General features: G+C 63.5%; 19 protein-coding genes. 5 read left to right on the top strand and 14 right to left on the bottom strand.

Annotation, left to right across the window (positions count from 1 at the left end):
* Positions 1-32: 32 nt before the first annotated feature.
* The 4 genes from C404_RS44930 to C404_RS44920 form a co-directional block, all read right to left on the bottom strand.
* A complete protein-coding gene (locus C404_RS44930) occupies positions 33-305 on the bottom strand; it encodes a DUF2933 domain-containing protein (RefSeq protein WP_013391823.1) in 273 nt (90 codons plus the stop codon).
* Positions 306-338: 33 nt separating this feature from the next.
* Positions 339-752 (bottom strand): DUF411 domain-containing protein, encoded by a 414-nt coding sequence (locus tag C404_RS44925; protein WP_425483443.1) that lies wholly within the window; start codon positions 750-752, stop codon positions 339-341.
* A gap of 109 nt (positions 753-861) precedes the next feature.
* Positions 862-1,842 (bottom strand): copper resistance protein B, encoded by a 981-nt coding sequence (locus tag C404_RS0130035; protein ID WP_021195323.1) that lies wholly within the window; start codon positions 1,840-1,842, stop codon positions 862-864.
* A 25-nt stretch (positions 1,843-1,867) separates the two neighbouring features.
* Complete coding sequence (locus tag C404_RS44920; protein WP_031329489.1) at positions 1,868-3,769, bottom strand: copper resistance system multicopper oxidase; 1,902 nt, start codon at positions 3,767-3,769, stop codon at positions 1,868-1,870.
* Positions 3,770-4,023: 254 nt separating this feature from the next.
* Between C404_RS44920 and C404_RS44915 the strand changes: the two genes are divergently transcribed.
* Both C404_RS44915 and C404_RS44910 read left to right on the top strand, forming a co-directional pair.
* Positions 4,024-4,716 (top strand): heavy metal response regulator transcription factor, encoded by a 693-nt coding sequence (locus tag C404_RS44915; protein ID WP_003097513.1) that lies wholly within the window; start codon positions 4,024-4,026, stop codon positions 4,714-4,716.
* Positions 4,700-6,124: a heavy metal sensor histidine kinase gene (locus tag C404_RS44910; protein WP_021195321.1), complete on the top strand. Its 1,425-nt coding sequence runs from the start codon at positions 4,700-4,702 to the stop codon at positions 6,122-6,124. Before C404_RS44915 ends, C404_RS44910 begins: the two co-directional genes overlap by 17 nt.
* Here C404_RS44910 and C404_RS59380 read toward each other — a convergent pair.
* Genes C404_RS59380 through mobH form a run of 3 tightly spaced genes read right to left on the bottom strand, consistent with a single transcriptional unit; the run spans position 6,084 to position 8,473 of the window.
* Positions 6,084-6,341, bottom strand: a complete 258-nt coding sequence (locus tag C404_RS59380) for a heavy-metal-associated domain-containing protein (protein ID WP_013391817.1) — start codon at positions 6,339-6,341, stop codon at positions 6,084-6,086. The genes C404_RS44910 and C404_RS59380 overlap by 41 nt on opposite strands.
* A gap of 33 nt (positions 6,342-6,374) precedes the next feature.
* Positions 6,375-6,599: a hypothetical protein gene (locus tag C404_RS59375; RefSeq protein WP_034012201.1), complete on the bottom strand. Its 225-nt coding sequence runs from the start codon at positions 6,597-6,599 to the stop codon at positions 6,375-6,377.
* A complete protein-coding gene (mobH, locus tag C404_RS44900) occupies positions 6,596-8,473 on the bottom strand; it encodes a MobH family relaxase (RefSeq protein WP_016445100.1) in 1,878 nt (625 codons plus the stop codon). The genes C404_RS59375 and mobH overlap by 4 nt, the downstream gene beginning before the upstream one ends.
* Before the next feature lie 299 nt (positions 8,474-8,772).
* Here mobH and C404_RS44895 point away from each other — a divergent pair, with 299 nt between their 5' ends.
* From C404_RS44895 to C404_RS44885, 3 genes are read left to right on the top strand one after another with little or no spacing between them, the layout of a single operon-like run.
* Positions 8,773-9,090 (top strand): type II toxin-antitoxin system PrlF family antitoxin, encoded by a 318-nt coding sequence (locus C404_RS44895; RefSeq protein ID WP_013391814.1) that lies wholly within the window; start codon positions 8,773-8,775, stop codon positions 9,088-9,090.
* Complete coding sequence (locus tag C404_RS44890) at positions 9,090-9,548, top strand: type II toxin-antitoxin system YhaV family toxin (RefSeq protein ID WP_013391813.1); 459 nt, start codon at positions 9,090-9,092, stop codon at positions 9,546-9,548. The genes C404_RS44895 and C404_RS44890 overlap by 1 nt, the downstream gene beginning before the upstream one ends.
* A 26-nt stretch (positions 9,549-9,574) precedes the next feature.
* A complete protein-coding gene (locus tag C404_RS44885) occupies positions 9,575-9,952 on the top strand; it encodes a DUF3742 family protein (protein ID WP_013391812.1) in 378 nt (125 codons plus the stop codon).
* Positions 9,953-9,967: 15 nt separating this feature from the next.
* On the opposite strand, the gene C404_RS44880 is transcribed toward C404_RS44885, so the two are convergent.
* The 7 genes from C404_RS44880 to C404_RS44850 all read right to left on the bottom strand — a co-directional run bounded on the left by C404_RS44880 (position 9,968) and on the right by C404_RS44850 (position 16,251).
* Positions 9,968-11,485, bottom strand: a complete 1,518-nt coding sequence (locus C404_RS44880) for a conjugal transfer protein TraG N-terminal domain-containing protein (protein ID WP_021195318.1) — start codon at positions 11,483-11,485, stop codon at positions 9,968-9,970.
* Between the two features lie 14 nt (positions 11,486-11,499).
* Positions 11,500-11,859: a hypothetical protein gene (locus C404_RS44875; RefSeq protein ID WP_020204509.1), complete on the bottom strand. Its 360-nt coding sequence runs from the start codon at positions 11,857-11,859 to the stop codon at positions 11,500-11,502.
* Positions 11,856-13,250 (bottom strand): integrating conjugative element protein, encoded by a 1,395-nt coding sequence (locus C404_RS44870; protein WP_031329487.1) that lies wholly within the window; start codon positions 13,248-13,250, stop codon positions 11,856-11,858. Before C404_RS44870 ends, C404_RS44875 begins: the two co-directional genes overlap by 4 nt.
* Before the next feature lie 9 nt (positions 13,251-13,259).
* A complete protein-coding gene (locus C404_RS44865; RefSeq protein WP_425439547.1) occupies positions 13,260-14,123 on the bottom strand; it encodes a TIGR03756 family integrating conjugative element protein in 864 nt (287 codons plus the stop codon).
* A gap of 83 nt (positions 14,124-14,206) precedes the next feature.
* On the bottom strand, positions 14,207-14,653 hold the full coding sequence (locus tag C404_RS44860) for a TIGR03757 family integrating conjugative element protein (protein WP_031329486.1): 447 nt from the start codon (positions 14,651-14,653) through the stop codon (positions 14,207-14,209).
* Positions 14,654-14,816: 163 nt separating this feature from the next.
* Positions 14,817-15,311 (bottom strand): JAB domain-containing protein, encoded by a 495-nt coding sequence (locus C404_RS44855; protein WP_020204513.1) that lies wholly within the window; start codon positions 15,309-15,311, stop codon positions 14,817-14,819.
* Between the two features lie 175 nt (positions 15,312-15,486).
* On the bottom strand, positions 15,487-16,251 hold the full coding sequence (locus tag C404_RS44850; protein ID WP_021195316.1) for a DsbA family protein: 765 nt from the start codon (positions 16,249-16,251) through the stop codon (positions 15,487-15,489).

Genomic DNA, 16,251 nt, shown 5'->3' with positions numbered 1-16,251 from the left:
GTCGCGTGCTCGCACGGTGCGAGTGCCTCGACTCATTGCTTCTGCTCCTTGGAGGCTGCGGCACCTTCCTCACCCTGACGCGCGGCATGATCGTGTCCGCCGTGGCCGTGACCACGGTGCATGAACAGGTGCATCAGCGGACAAGCCGCCAGCAGCAGGAAGGGGAGATAGCCGGCAACATGTGCCGTGTGCTCCTTGAGCAGGAAATACGCGGCGACAGCGGCGATGATGAGGAACGCCACGCCGTAGCGCGATCGCCAGAACCGGGGACGATCGCTGGGGGTATGTGTGTGCTGATGCTGCATGGCATATCTCCACGGAGAAGGGTTGATGGATGGTCAGCGATGCGACTGATAGACCGTGCTGCTACCGTTTTTCCCGATCAGCAGCACGTCGTAGGCGTCCTTGCGTCCACCATAGGCCGGACCATCCATGCCGGGCGAACCGACCGGCATGCCGGGCGCCGCAAGGCCGATGGCCTGCGGGGCTTCGCGCAGCAAGCGTTGAATGTCCGAGGCAGGCACATGACCCTCGATGGCATAGCTGCCGATCTGCGCCGTGTGGCACGAACCGTACTTCTGCGGGATGCCCAGCCGCGTGCGCGCTGCCGTGTTCCCGGTGTCGAGAACCTGCACATCGAAGCCTGCGCCTTGCAGGTGTGAGACCCAGTCCTTGCAGCATCCGCAGCTCGGGTCCTTCCAGACCTTGGCAATCGGTCGGCTCTGCGCCAGGCTCGGTCCTGCGAGTGCCATCACCAACAAGCCAGCGATCAATGCCTGGCGTCTCGGCACTTTGCCCTGGCTTCTGTCGTAGTGCATGTTCATAGATTGCCTCTCATCAGATGATCAAACCCGCTAGGTTCTAGAACCAGAATCGCACGCCAGCCACCCAGCGCGTCTGCTGCGCGCGGCCGCCTTCGGCACGCACATAGTCCGCGGTGCGTCCGAAGCTGCCCGCCCGTTCCACGCCGATATAGGGGGCGAACTGGCGACTGAATTCATAGCGCAGGCGCAAGCCAGCAGACGCTTCGGCCAAGCCCTTGCCGATACCGCGTTCCGGGTCGTCCTTGCCATAGAACTGCAACTCGGCGCGAGGCTCCAGAATCAGTCGCTGGGTCAGCAGCAGCTCGTAGCTGCCTTCGACACGCAGCGCCGTACGTCCGCCACTTCCCACGTAGCCCGTCGCCTTCAGCTCGAACCAGTAGGGGGCGAGGCCCTGGATGCCGAAAGCCAACCATTGACGGCTCGGGCCTTCGCCGTTATCCACCCGAATGCCGAGCTGGGTGTCCCAGTACGGTGCGACGGCGTGCCCCCAGAGAAGCTCGGTACGCGATTCTTCGAGCTTTCCTTTGGCGATATCGCCTTCGGCCTTCACGACGGCCTTGTTGTAGGTCGTCCCATACCACGCCTGGAGGTCGTAGGCCGTGGAATCGTCCCCTTTGCGCGTGAAGCGGCGTTCCAGGGTTTCGCCGCGCAACGAGAAGAACCTGTGTTCGTCGGCCAGCATCAGCCGCGGCACACCGGGTACGGCGTAGTCGCCCGATCCCAATGTCAGGCCATTGGAGTAGCCATGCGGATCGCGGGCGTCAGGAGGCGCCGACCCGCCCTGCATCTGCATGTTGCCGTGATCCATGGCCGGGGCCGCGGTCGAGCCGCTCGCCGACGTCGCGTGACCCGCGTGCGGGTCGGCGGCAGGAGCCACGGTCTGAGTGGATGGCGCGGCCGTTTGAGCGTCGGCCTGGCCGTGCGCTGCATGGTCGTTCTGTGCTTGTGCCTGGGCGGCGACGCTTACCAGGGCCAGAAGCGTCGTGGCCAGTGCGCGAGTGGGGAGTGCTTTGGACATTCTTGGTCTTCCTTGTGCGCTGGGTTCAAGACACCACGACTTCGCGGAACATGCCGGCATCCATGTGGAACATCAGGTGGCAGTGCCACGCCCAGCGGCCGAGCGCGTCGGCTGTCACCAGGAAGCTGATGCGTTGTGCCGGCTGCACCGGCAGGGTGTGGCGGCGCGCAAGGAAGCGACCGTCGGGGCTTTCCAGCTCGCTCCACATGCCGTGCAGGTGCATGGGATGGGTCATCATGGTGTCGTTGTGCAGAATGACCCGCAGCCGCTCGCCGTGTTTGAAGTGCACCGGCGTGGACTTTCCGAACTCCAGCCCGTCCAGGGACCATGCGTAGCGTTCCATGTTGCCCGTGAGGTGCAGTTCGACCTCCCGGCCAGGGCCTCTCTTGTCCAGCGGCCCCGACGGGGTATGCAGATCCGCGAGGGTCAACACTCGCCGACCGTTGTTGCGCAGTCCGATGCCGGGGTCATCGAGGTTGGTGCGCGCCATGTCAACGCGCATGTCCGTGCTGGCACCATACTCGGTGCGAGCGTGGCGAGCAGTAGTGCTGGGCACGGCCAGTCCCCCCGCCGCCGCGGCGTGTTGGCTGTGATCCATCGCCATGCCACCGTGGTTCATGGCGCCGTGATTCATGCCAGCCATCGCCCCATGATCCATCCCGGACATCGAACCCGAGCCCATCCCGGTCATCCCGGTCATGCCCGTCATGCCCGTCATGCCCGTCATCTCCATGGCTTGGCCGGACCCGCCGTGGTCCATGCCCCCCATCATGCTGCCCATCATGTCGTTCATGGTCAGCCATTCGACCGGATCGAGGGCAGGCACGGGAGCTTGAAGACCTTCACGCACGGCCAGCGTGGCCCGCGCGTAGCCTGTCCGGTCCATCGCCTGGGCGAAGATCGTGTAAGCGTCATCCCGTGGCTGGACGATCACATCGACGGTTTCGCCCGGACCGAATCGGAACTCATCGACCGTCACCGGCTCCACGTCAACACCATCGACGTGCACCACCGTGAGTTTCAGTCCGGGAATGCGTACGTCGTAGAAGGTGTTGCCCGCACCGTTGACCATGCGCAGCCGCACGCGCTCACCCGGTCGGAACAGCGCCGTCCAATTGCCGGCGGGGGTGACGCCGTTGGCCAGATAGGTCAGCGTGGCGGCAGACAGATCGGCGAGATCCGTCGGATTCATCCGCATCTCGTTCCACATCTTGCGCTTGTCGATCGCAGCGGCCATGCCGTCGCGCGAGGCGTCCCGGAAGAAGTCGAAGACGGTAGGTTGGTTGTAGTTGTAGTAGTCGCTTTGGGACTTGAGCTTGGTGAACACCCGCATCGGGTCTTCGTCGGTCCAATCCGAGAACAGCAGCACGTGGTCACGGTCGGCGCGGATGGTCTCGGCACCAGCGGGGTCGATGATGATCGCCCCGTACATGCCCGTGAGTTCCTGGAAGCCGGAGTGCGAGTGGTACCAGTAGGAGCCGCTTTGCTGAACCTTGAAGCGGTACGTGAAGGTCTCGCCGGGAGCGATGCCATTGAAGCTGATGCCCGGCACGCCATCCATCTGATACGGCAGGATGATCCCGTGCCAGTGGATGGATGTGGCTTCACGCAGCTTGTTGGTCACACGGATTGTGACGGTGTCACCCTCACGCCAACGCAATGTCGGTGCCGGCAGCGAGCCGTTGATGGTCGTAGCCACGCCTGGCTTGCCCGTGAAGTTCACGGGCGATTCGGCGATCACCAAGTCGAACTCGGTGCCCTTCAGCACAGGGGCGGCACCGCGCGTCGCGGAGCCTTGTTGGGCAAATGCCCTGAGCGCCGGGGTGGACAGCCCAGCGAGAACGCCGCCGGCGGCTAACCCTTGGACGAAACGCCGACGAGAAAGGCCCTGTGTGGGCACGATAAAAAAGGGGGAACGAGGCGGCATGGCCTGAAATCCTCCATAGATGACTCGGAAGTCGTTCTAAACGCCACCCCATCCTGAGCGGCACAGTTCGACGCAATGCAGGTCATGCTATGGGTTGGGCACTTTCCATCGAATGACCCCTGAATTACATTCATGTAATGTTCGTGTCATGTTCGTGGAAGCTGGCAACCAGTAAATTGCTGATTGAAAGTGGATGAATGCGTACATCGTGAGCGGCTATTTTTCCGCGCCGTAGCGATTTCATGGGACATGCGATGAAACTGCTGGTCGTTGAAGACGAGAACAAGACGGCGGATTACGTCCGCCAAGGTCTCATGGAGGCGGGATTCGTCGTGGATCTGGCGCGCAACGGATTGGACGGACACCACCTGGCCATGGGCGAGACATACGATCTGGTGGTCTTGGATGTCATGCTGCCGGATGTCGATGGCTGGCGCATCGTGCGTGCCCTTCGAGATGCCGGTAAACAGGTCCCTGTGCTCTTTCTGACGGCGCGTGGCGGTGTAGACGACCGTGTCAAGGGATTGGAACTGGGAGCGGACGACTACCTCGTCAAGCCATTCGCGTTCTCTGAGTTGCTGGCGCGGGTGCGGACGCTGCTGCGACGCGGAAGCGCTCCGAGCCAGCCTGATCGCATCCAGGTTGCCGATTTGGTGCTGGACTTGGCGCGCCGGCGCGCAACGCGCGCTGGCCAACGCATCAATCTCACCAGCAAGGAGTTCGCGTTGCTTGAGCTCCTGGCCCGTCGCCAGGGGGAGGTCCTTCCACGTTCTCTGATCGCGTCGCAGGTGTGGGACATGAATTTCGACAGCGACAGCAACGTCATCGATGTAGCCATCCGCCGTCTACGCGCGAAGATAGACGATGCGTTCAATCCGAAGCTCATCCACACCGTGCGTGGAATGGGATACACGCTCGATGCGCCCGATGATGCCCCTGCGCCATAAGCCGCGGCAAAGCCGTCCAGCGTCGCTTGCATTGAGGGTCACGGCCCTCGTTGGTATCGCCACGACCTTGGTGTTTCTTGTGTTCAATTGGGTCATTCTCCGCTCGTTGGAGCACCACTTTGCTCAACAGGATGCCCACGAACTGGAGGCAGTGACAACCGCTTTGGCTCAGCCCTTGCACCAGCTTGCAAGTGACATCGCAAGCGACGAACTGAAGCAACACTTGGCCAACGCAGTCGCAGGACATCATGGGATGACGTACGGCGTCTACGATGGGGCTGGCAATAGCATCTATGCCACGCCCGGTCCTGACCTGTCTAAACTTGCCAGTAGCAAAAAGTTGGTCAACCGCATCACCGCTGACGATCTGATCGTGTGGCAGGAGGATCAGAGGTCATATCGAGGTGTGGTGCTGCAACTGCCTGCTGACGATTCAGCGGCGCCCGGCTACCGCATCGTCGCTGCCATGGACATCGGCTTTCATCTCGACTTCCTGGCGGAGTTCAAGCGCATGCTCTGGTGGGCAACCGGCTTGGTCATGTGTCTGGCGCTCGGTGTGGCTTGGCTGGCGGTGCAGTGGGGCCACCTGCCGATTCGCAAGGTCAATGAAGAGATTCGGGCGATTCGCTCTTCAAAGCTGGATGTGAGGCTGGATCCTCGGGATGTGCCGATCGAACTGGCGGAACTGGTATTCGCCTTCAACGATATGTTGGCGAGAATCGAGGAAGGCTTCACCCGGCTATCACACTTTTCCGCAGACATCGCGCACGAGTTGCGCACGCCCGTCACCAACCTGGTCACGCAGACTCACGTGGCGCTTGGCCAGCCGCGCAGCAACGAGGAATACAGAGAAATCCTCTATTCAAATTTGGAAGAGTTTGATCGGATGGGACGCATGATTGGTGACATGCTGTTTCTTGCCCAAACGGAAAATGATCCCCGCAACTTGCGTCTGTCTACCATTGATCTGTCCGAATTGGTGCGGAGTCTGTTCGACTATTTCGAGGCGCTGGCAGAAGATAGCGGCATTACGCTTGGTGTTAAAGGGGCGATCGGCAGCATAGCGGCGGATCGGGAAATGCTCACCCGGGCGCTGAACAATCTTCTCTCGAATGCAATTCGACACACGCCTCGCGGCAAGAGCATCACGGTCTTGCTTTCGCAGGATGAGCAGTGGACAACGATCAGTGTGGTCAATCCCGGTGAGAAAATTCCTGAGCCCGATCTACCAAAGCTCTTCAATCGATTCTACCGAGTTGATCCGGCACGGCAACGAAATACGGCGGGCGCCGGTCTTGGCCTTGCCATCGTGAAATCGATTGCGGAGGCGCATGGTGGTTCTGTTGCCGTGACCTCCAGCGAGCTTGTCACAAGATTTGACTTGGCACTGCCCCATCTGCGGCAGTAGTCCGGGTGAGCTTCGGTGCCGGATAGCCGCATTCGGAGATGCAATGGCGCAGATCCTTGACCCTGAGGCATCGCTCGTCGAGATGAATCGTTGCGCTTCCCGCAACATAGTTGGCATCCGCATTATGGACGCCGTGAAGATACAGCAGCTTGCGGCGCACTCCCTCACCGCTCAGGCTCGATACAAGCCCTCCGACTTCAACGTTGATCGACTTCATGAATGCTCTTTCCTGTTAGCTGTATTTGTGGTGTCAAGGAGCGAATCGGCCCGAGTCCAGACAGTCCTGCGAGAACTCGAAGACAATCTCCCGGTCGGGAGCGATGACCTTATGCTTCTTGCCGGCGTAGTGCAGCCCAGAGACGGGAGAGGCGCTGCCTTGTTCCATCATCGCTGCGCTCATCGGGCCTTTGGCTCTGTCTGAATAAAGGTGCGCTTTGGCGGCAATAGACTGCCCCGGCGAAATTGAGGAGGTCATGTTGACGCCCCTTGCTTTCCTGAAGTCTGTTCGCAGTGTCTGGTCTCACCCAACAGGGATAGATAGGGATTGCTCGGAGGCGTTTCCGAGAAAAGCAGGCTCGGATCTTCCAGAAGGTATCCATGCAGACGGCGGGATTTTCTAGGCCCGGTTACTTCACAGGTCCAGATGTTCAGGCCGTTCGGTTGCTTGCGATGCAGCTGCAGCCTCTCGAAGCGCTTTTGTATCCACTGCCAGTCTTGCTGGCTCTCCTGCTTGGCCAGCGCGCTGACTTGCGGATGCTCCTGCGCATAGCGCTGGAATACGCCGGGGCTGACCAGGTAGGCGGTGCCGCTCGCGGTATGCACGAGCGCTTTCGCGTCGTTGATGATGAGCCGGCGGGAAGCGATGCCTTGTTTCAGCCACGCCATGAAGTGCTCTCCGGATGGCGCTGTCGTGGGCTTGGGCGCTGGGGACGAACGCTGAGGTGCGGTCAAGGTCGTCGCTTCAGTACGCGCGGCAGACACCGGCTCCGAAGGTGCTTCAGCGTCCTGCCGGGTTGCGGGTGAATTCACCATGCCCACCATCGAAAGCATGTCTTCCATGGCGTCGGGCAGCGGTTCACCTTTCGCTGGACGAGAGGGGTTACCTCCCTCCCATGGCGGAACCTCTTGGCCCTCCGAGGCTGACTGCGCTCCGGCCGGCGGAGTAGTGGCTGACACATCGGGCCCTTTGTCCGTGGCCGCCGCGTCGATCGCCACTGTGCCGGCGAACAGCGCCGGCCTCTCGCTTGGCTCCCAGATCAGCGCGGGCCCGAGGCGCAACAGCGTGAACGAGTGACACCAGCCGGTGGAACTGGTCACGGTCGCGCGCCAGATCGCCTTGCCGTCGGGCGTCGGCTGCAACATGCCGTGATCCTGGAGGACGTTGAACACCGCGGTGTTGTTCGCAGGAATGCCGTCAACGCCTTGGGACAGCAGGTGCGCACGCAGTTTGTCCGATACCGTCTTGCTCACCAGCCACAGCGCGTCCTCGGTGAGCCAGCCATCGGAGGCTTCCGGCTGGTTCAGCTTCAACTGTTCCTTGAGCAGGTAGCGCAGCCCGTCGAGCAGCTTGCGTTGCAGCGCGTGCTTGGGAGCGGCCATGGCGCGCGCCGGATCGCCGCCCAGTTCCTGGGCCACGGAAGCGCGGTCGGCCTGCACGACCAGTTCGCCCAGCACACCGGCGTGCTCGTACTGGCCGGCCAGGACGTAGAGCAGCGGTCCCCACAGGTCGGGATAGCCACTGAGCCAGTCCAGGAGTTGGGTGTCCAACAGTTGGCGGTAGAGCAAGCCCGTCGCCGCGCTGTGCAGGTGGTATTCGCGATCGTCGCGGTAGCGGAAGCGGTACGGCTGGTGCAGCGGACCGTACCACGGGTGCCACAGCGAGCCATCGGCCAGTTCGACGTGCAGATCGACGGCGATCTTGCCGATGTCGTGCAACAACGCGGCATAGGCGACTGCAGCAGTCCAGGCCTCAGCCTGCGCAGCCTGGTCCTCGGGGCTTGCGCCGATGGGAAGCAGATGGGACTGCCGCAGCTTCAGACTGTAGGCGACGATTTCCAGGCCATGGTCCAGCATGCCGCCGGGGTAAGCGTGATGATGCGCCTCGGAAGCCGGGAAAGCCTGGACCAGCTCGGCGTAGCGTTCCAGTGGCGCCCGGTACAAGGTGGCGAACTGCTTACGTGAGAGCGACGTGCGCTGCCAGATGTGCTCCAGCAGCTTCTGCCGGCGCGGGGTGGCCAGCAGCGATGCGGCCGACTCGGGCCGCATCAACCCTTTCGGGAGGTCGGTGACCGATGGTGGCGTCGGAGCAGCAGCAACCGCGGGCCGTTTTCGCTGGAACAGAGAGAGCATGCGGGTGTCCTGTCGCGGGCCGAGCGGGGAGGCCTTTTTGCCTTTTCGGGATAGAGCCTTTCCCCTTGCACCCCATTCCCTTGCCATTTCGACCCTTTACAGCCTTTGGGTATAGGGCGACGGGTGCTGACCGTCCACCGCCAATGCGGGTTGCAGCAGGGCCGGATTGATGCAGGAAGGCTGGCTGTTCACGCCCTACGATGGGCCGATTCTTGGACTCGGAGAACGCCGTGAGGCTTCACGTTGACAAAGTAAGGAAATTTCCTTACCATGCGGGTATCGCAATCAGGAGAGCCGCCATGCCTGCCATCCACGAAGTTGCCACGCTGACCTCCAAAGGCCAGATCACGCTGCCCAAGCCCATCCGGCAGGCGCTCGGCGTCGATGCCGGTGGCAAGCTCGCGTTCGATCTGCGGGGCAGCGAAGTCGTCGTCACCCGCGTCGATGCCGAGCATGAGGACCCCGCCATCGGCGCATTCCTGAGCCTGCTGGCCCGCGACATCGAAGCTGGCCGGAACGTCCAGGGCCTGCCCGAGGATCTGGCCCGCGCCATGCTGGAGCATGCTGGCCACGGTCTGGACCTGGACGAGGAGATCGACGGGAAAGTGGAACTCTGATGCAACGGCATGGCTGGACGCTGCTCTTCCACGACTGCGTGATCGAGCAGTTGCAGAAACTGCATGCGACCGCGAGGCGCGCGCAGGAGAACGACCCGACGGGCTTCGAGTCCAATGCCAACGTCAAGCTCTTCCGGGCCTTGAGCCAGTTGATCTTGGATGTGGTGCCAGGCGATCCGGCACGCGACGAGTACCGCCAGGGCAACACCTTGGGACCTGCCCACCGCCACTGGCGAAGGGCCAAGATCGGACGGCGGTTCCGGCTGTTCTTCCGGTATGACTCGAAGGCGAAGGTCATCGTGTACGCCTGGGTCAACGATGAACAGACCCTGCGGTCTTCGGGTAGCAAATCGGACCCGTATGTCGTGTTCGAGAAGATGCTCGGGCGCGGGAACCCACCAGACGACTGGCATGCGCTGATACAGGCAAGCAAGCAGGATTGGAGCAAACTGGAATAGGCATCGCTCAATAGCAGGAGACGACCATGAACACCACGACACGCATCCGTACCGCAGAACGACTCGGCCGCACCTTGGGTCGCGGATGGCGTGCCTACGTGCGCGGCGAACGCCGGGCATCGAGCTGGTTGGTGTCAAAGGGGGGGGCGGCGGCCGGTGCCACCGCGCTCGTGTGGGTGGTCAAGCTGGTTGCGCTCGGGGTGCTGCTGTACACCACCTTCTGGCTGGCGGTGTTGCTACTGCTGGGCGTTGCGGCGGTATGGATGGCTGGCAATTCGGCTAGAGATGAAGACCGCTGGACGCAACAGGATGAATTGCGCAATGGCGAGGCGGGCTTTGGCCTGTATTCTTCCAATGGCCAGCGGCTCGACCCTCACGACCCGAACGATCCGTTCGATGACTGAGGTTTGGCCTGTTTGTCACAGAACCTTGCCGGCTACCTTGTTTACACCTGACCCGGCGCTATCACGCGCTTCCTTGGAGCCGACAGCAAGGTTCTGAGCAATCACCCCAGCCTTAACTCCGACCCACCCCAAAGCAGCGACCCAAAACGTCGGCAGGACCAGAAACATCGTGCCTGTGACGAACATCAGGAGCATGTCGCCGAAGGCGTTGTTCAGCCCCACCAGCGGGTCGAAGTTGGTGTGCGGCCGGTTCCAGCCGAACCCCCAGCCATAAAGTGCGTCCAGGATCGTCGAATCGATCCAGCGCGCAAGCTGAAACCAGAAATCCGTGAAGAACAGCGCGAACTGCACGACGCTGACCGTGACGACCGTCTTCAAGTCATAGGTGCCCACGACCAGCACGAGCGGGATGCAGATTACCAATGCCATCTTGAGCAAGGCGAGCACCATCGGCAGCGCCTGCCGCACGACGTCCATCGCGGGAAACGAGGCAATCGCGCCAACTGCCATTCCAACGTCTCCCGTAGCCCGCGTCACGATGTTTGGCAAGGTCTTGTCGATCTGGCCGCCGTAGTCGGTATAGACGCTGCCTTGGTTCAGCTTCTGCTGCCGCGGTGACGCGATCGCGCGGATCACCGAATTGTCCACCTCGGCCCGGCTCAGGAAGCCAGCCCAGCCCGCCAGGCGATTGAGCAGGCTCGGGTCCACCTGTCCCAGCAGCCGTGCCCGCAGGCCATTGCTGCCATCAGCCCACCATTGCCTGCAGGTCGGGTAGCCACCGCCACTGGATACCTGGGCCAGCCCAGCGTCGCGGTTGCTGTCATAGGGCCAGTCATCGCGCGGCGTGCTGGAGCGATACGTGTCGTAGTACCCGTTCGTGTCGGTGAAGAACCGCGATCCGATCCAGGTCACGTCGTGCATCTGCTGCTCATCAAGTTGAGGGCGCTGCATGAACAATTTGGCCCGTGCAGGCCCATAGCAATCCCGAGAGAAATCCGCTACTTCCTGAGCCAGCACCGGATCATCGATGCGCGTGGCGTCGATCTCCATGCGCATCTGCCGCAGGTCCGTGCCGCACGGGATTGCCGCCACCGAAGCGCCGGTGACGGCGCGCGAGAGCGCGTGGATGAACGCCCACCACACCGGCACCTTCGCCGACTGGTTGTTGAGCGTGCTGAAAGATTGCGACCAGCCGGTATTCGAGGGCTGCGGCACACTGACCTGACATTGCGCCGAGCGCGAGCTGTCGTACTGGATGGTGTTCAGGTCCACGTCGATGAACGGGATGCCCGCGAACATCACCACCACGATGGCGACGAAGACCCGGTTCTCGATGCGGGCGGCGCTCAGCACGCCTTTATTGCCCTCGTCGGCGCCTTCTGCACGGGCCTTCAACCACTCCTGCACGATGATCGCCACGAAAGGCAGCGCGAAGACGCCGCTGGATACCAGCACGGCCCAGATGCCGTTGTTGACGATCCAGGACACCAGCGTCAGGTAGTACTCTAGGTAGTCGGTCGTGAACAGGGTCATGGCGCCATCTCCCCTCAACCCGCCTGCATCAGCAGGCTGGCTTCCAGCGCCACGATGGCGATGACGCCCGCGATCTCGGTGCGCACCAGGCGGCGCCGCGCCTGGGCGTCGTCCTCACGTTCCAGCAGCCGGCGGCGCATCCAGATCCACCCGTACACCGTCGCCCCGTACAGACACAGCCGCCACACGAAGAAGTAACCCGCAGCGGCGGCGAGCCACCGCTCCCATCCGGCAACGCTGCCGACCAGGTAGATGCCGGCGATGTTGGCCGCGACCGCGGCGGCAACGATCAGCACCGTCCACAGCAGCGCCTTCGCCGCGCGCCGGCTGAACAGCCAGCGCAAGGGGGGCCAAGTCATGCGCGCCGCGCTCATGGCCTGGCTCCTGGATTGCCCTTCTGCAACTGGTCGAGGCGGTCGGGTACCGGATCACCCTCGTAGATGCCGCGCGAGCCTGCCGCGCGCGTGCCGTGCCGCTGGATGATGGCCATCGGTGAGTTGTTTGCCAGCTCGCGGCGCAGCTCCAGCTCCGTCTTCAGGTTGCGGATCTCCTGGTCGAGCGTGTCGCTCTCGTGGTTCACGGCTTCGACCGCGAGTTCGTTGGCTGCGACGTTGGGCTCCTTCTTGCCCGTGAGCAGCGTGCGCTGGAGCAGCAGCGCTTTTTCCAGCACCGACGACAGCGCCACCTCCGACGCGAGGCGCCGCGCCAGAAGGTCCTGGTCCGGCTCGTCGCGCAGCGCCTCGATCACGCCGCGCGTGATTGGCAGCGACGTACTGCCGGCCTCGCGCAGGTTCTCAAAGGTGGTATTGCGCGTGCCGGAAACCAGCTCCTGAAGGACCTCCAGCTTCGCCTCGTACTCTTCCTGGATCAGCGGCGTCAGCCCGACGCCGGGCACCGTCTCGGTCTTGGTGCAGGAGTCGCAGGTGCGCTGCACCTGCTCTCCGAGGACCCGCGTGGCCCATTCGGTCGCCTGCTGCGGCGACGTCCAGGTCTGGCAGGACAGGCTCGCACAACTGGCGGACGCGATGGAGGACGTGTCCGTCACGCCACGACCGTTGACCAGGTTGTAGCCCGCGCGGGTGACGTCGCCGACCACCCGGATGGCGGACTGGCCTGCGCCACCGGCATTGCTGCCACCCACCCATGGCACGCCGTCGTTGCCGCGGCGCGTCTCGGCCTGCTCGACGGCCGACACGGCATCGTTGCTGCTCACGGCATCGCGCAGTGCCATGCCTTCGGCCATCTGACTCCAGCCAAGCTGCCCGCCCGCCGTCTCAGCCATCTTCTCGGCCATGGCGCGACACGTCAGCTTCGAGCGGTCGAAATCCAGCCTTGCCTGCAGCACGCCGTTGGTCAACAGGTTATACAAGCCCGGATCGGCCCGCTGGATGATCAGCGCAGGCAGCGATGCGACCGCGCTGGTCGCGCTCTGGATCACGTTGCTCATGATCTGCTGGAATCCATTCGTGATCCCATTGAGCTGATTGCGCAGCGTGGTCTGGATGCTCATGTCGCCGCAGATCAGGTTGCTGTTCCACCCCACGCCGACCCCGATGGAACGCATGCCGGCCGCGCGGCCCATGGACACCGCACTGCCACCGCCGATCGAGTACATGACGTCATCGCCGAGGACGGGGCCGCTGTTCTGGTATCCGACCTGCGCCCACGCCATGCCGCAGACCAGAGCGAGCGTGCCGGCCAGCGCCGTCGGGCGCAGCAGGCGGCACGCCTTGGCGGAAAGGTTCATCGGTTCAGGACGCTTCATCGTGGCACCTCAGAGGAAATCGACGCTGCCCAGGAACACCTGACCGCGGCGTTCGCAGCACGCATAGGGACGCCACAGCGCCCAGGCGTAGTCGCCTTGCTGGGCCTGGGTCAGCGTGCCGCTGTGCGGGAACACCACGCAGGTGTTGGACAGGCGCGGCGTCAGCTCCTGCCACTTGCCCGTAGAGGCATCACCCTCCATCAGCTCGCCGGCCGGCCAGTAGCCGTCGCGGGCGTTGGCAAGCAGCGGCTGGTACACGTGGATCTGCCCGCGGCGCGTGACGACATCGCCCGCGCGCTGGGCCACCACAGCCCCGGATTTTTGGTCGTCGGTCTGGTGCAGGAAGCCGCCGCGCGGATAGACGTTGCCCCAGAGATTCATCGTGGTGCGCGCACCGACCTCGCGCATGCCCGGAATCAACGCCTCCGGGTAGGCCATTTCAGGCACGTTGTAGCGCCAAGCCAGCGTGTCCAGCGTGCTGAGTAGATACGGCATGAAGGCCGTGCCCGCGCCTTGGCAGAAATAGCCCGACGACGATGCGAACTGGTTGAATACCTCGCCGCCAGGATGGCCGATGACATCGCTGTTCTTGAATTTGGCGAGGTTGTTTTCGTGGTCTTCGTTCGTGGTCCCATCCCCACCTGCCTGTGCGGATGGGTTGGGCGTGCTCATCGCCTGCACTTCGACCCAGGGGTTCTCCCCGGTGTTGCTGTAGCTGGAGACGACCGCATCGGGCACGTAGTGCCGGACCTTGGTGGACGTGCGCACCGTGCAGCCCGTCCAGGTGCAGTAGAGCCAGTAGCAGATGCCCACCACCCGGTATTCCAGGCAGTCCGGCGACATGACGGAGGACACGATGGTGGCGGTGTTCAGGGCGTAGCTGCCGGTGGCGCTGACCAACAGCAGCGAGGCCACGGCGACGCGCAGGCGGCGCAGCAAGTCGAATGGGCGATGGGTCACGGCTGCGTCCTCCGGTACTGCTCGATGCGGGACACCGCCCGGGCCACGTCCGGCTCGCCATAGACCACATAGCGTTGATCTACCACGACGGCCGGGATGGCGGCGACGCCCAGGCTCCATGCATCGGCGACGCCCTGGTAGGCGGTGCCGATGCGGCGCTGAAGATCGGTGCCGCCTTGGTTCAGTCGTTGCCGGACGATGGCTGCTGCCCGCTCGGGGTCGGCCGGCAGATCCGCGGAAAGCTCGGCCTCGATCCGGGGCGCTTCGTCCAACTCGATCAGCCGCTCGCCGCCGGCGGTCTTGACCGGGTGGCGGCTGTCGGTGACGACCACCACGTCGGCGGCGAAGGTGGCCGGGCTGAACACGGCCAGAGATGCCGGCAGCGCCACGGCCAGGCCAAGGGTTCGCCAGCCTGGTGCGAACCGGGTAAAAGCTCCTGGCATGTCTTGCACCCCGGAAGTTGATCAGGGCCATAGTCAAACGCCGAACCCCATGCGGCCCCAACAAACAATGCGCATTGCGGCCTCCCCGCATACCTGCTTGTGTCGCCGCGAAGAAAAATCGGAGGCCGAAGCCTCCGCGCTGATCAACGAAGCAGTGCAACCCTTACAGCAGGCCGGACTCCGCAAAGGAGAACGGGGCGCCCTGGCCGACGATGATGTGGTCCAGTACCCGCACATCGATGAGTGCCAGCGCAGCTTGCAGTTGCTGGGTCAGCATGCGATCCGCGCTGGACGGCTCGGAGACACCCGAGGGATGCTGGTGGGCGAAGACCACCGCGGCGGCATTCAACTCCAGCACACGCTGCACGACGACACGCGGATAGACCGAAGTCGAGTTGATCGTGCCCCTGAACAACGGCTCGTAGGCCAGCACCTGGTGCATGCTGTCCAGGAACACAGCGGCGAATATCTCATTGGGCTCAGCGACCAGTTTCAGGCGCAGGTACTCCCGCACGGCGGCCGGTCGGCTGAGGCACGGTCCAGCTTTGAAGATCCGTCTCTCCAGCAGCACGATGGCGTGCTGGATGATCCAGTCCTCGTGTTGGGCAGCGATGGCGGAAAGCGAATCCAGGCAGGAGTCATTGACGACGAAAGACATGGCGAACCTCCAGACGGTGAGATCGGAGGGCGCGCGCCCTGGGAGGGCAAGCCCTCCTGGGGAACGAAAAAACTGCATCCATCACCGCGGCAGCGGTGATCGTTCGCGACCAGGATGCGAGGCGAACGGGGTGCGGTCAGCGCAGCGGACTGCGCCGTAGCCTTGAAGACCGGGGCTACCTGGGCATGTCGCCGACGACGTCGGCAGGCATTTCCGATGTGGGTGTGGCGGCGGGATCGCCGGCCGCGAGCATGTCCATGGCCGACAGCAAGGCATCGCCCTCGATCGGACCCTGCAGCAGAATCGCCTTGCCGGTTTCGCGATCGTGCAGCCGCAGCGACGGCGTGGCGGTCACGCCGCTGTTCGTGGCTTCCGCAGTTTGGGTGCGAATCGCCGCGTCGGGCCGCTCGCTCGCGATGCACTGCTCGATGGCTGGCGTAAGGTCGGGGTAGCGCAGGTCCTCGGGCACGCCCTGGCCGTCGCTGCGTGTATGGGCATAGACCCACTCGACGACCTGCCAGAAGGCGGCATGGCCGTTGGCTTCGCCCGCGCATTCCGCCAGGCGCGCTTCCGCGGACGCGGCCGGCTCATGCGCGGCCAACGGCAGGTGATGCCATTGCAAGGCCACGTCCGCATTGCCGGCCACCCAACGCTTGATTACTGGGAGATAGGACCGGCAGAACGGGCATTCGAGGTCCGCGTAGAGCGTCAGCGTGAAACGGCCTGCCGGGTTGCCCATCTGCCACGGAGGCCCAGCCACCTGCGTCTCGCTGGCCGGCGCTGAAGTCTGAGGCGTGGACTCGCCAGGCAAGCGGGACACGATCCAGATCAGCATCAGCGAAAGCAGCGCGGCGGCCAACGCCCAGGGCCAGCGGGGCCGCCAGCGCCGACGGCGGAACGCCTGGACCTGCATCGGAATGGAAGGACGTTTCTGTTCCAT

Source organism: Ralstonia sp. AU12-08, from assembly GCF_000442475.1.
Classification (GTDB): domain Bacteria; phylum Pseudomonadota; class Gammaproteobacteria; order Burkholderiales; family Burkholderiaceae; genus Ralstonia; species Ralstonia insidiosa.
The sequence above is the reverse complement of the archived record's forward strand: the minus strand, read 5'-3'. Positions and strand labels throughout refer to the sequence as shown.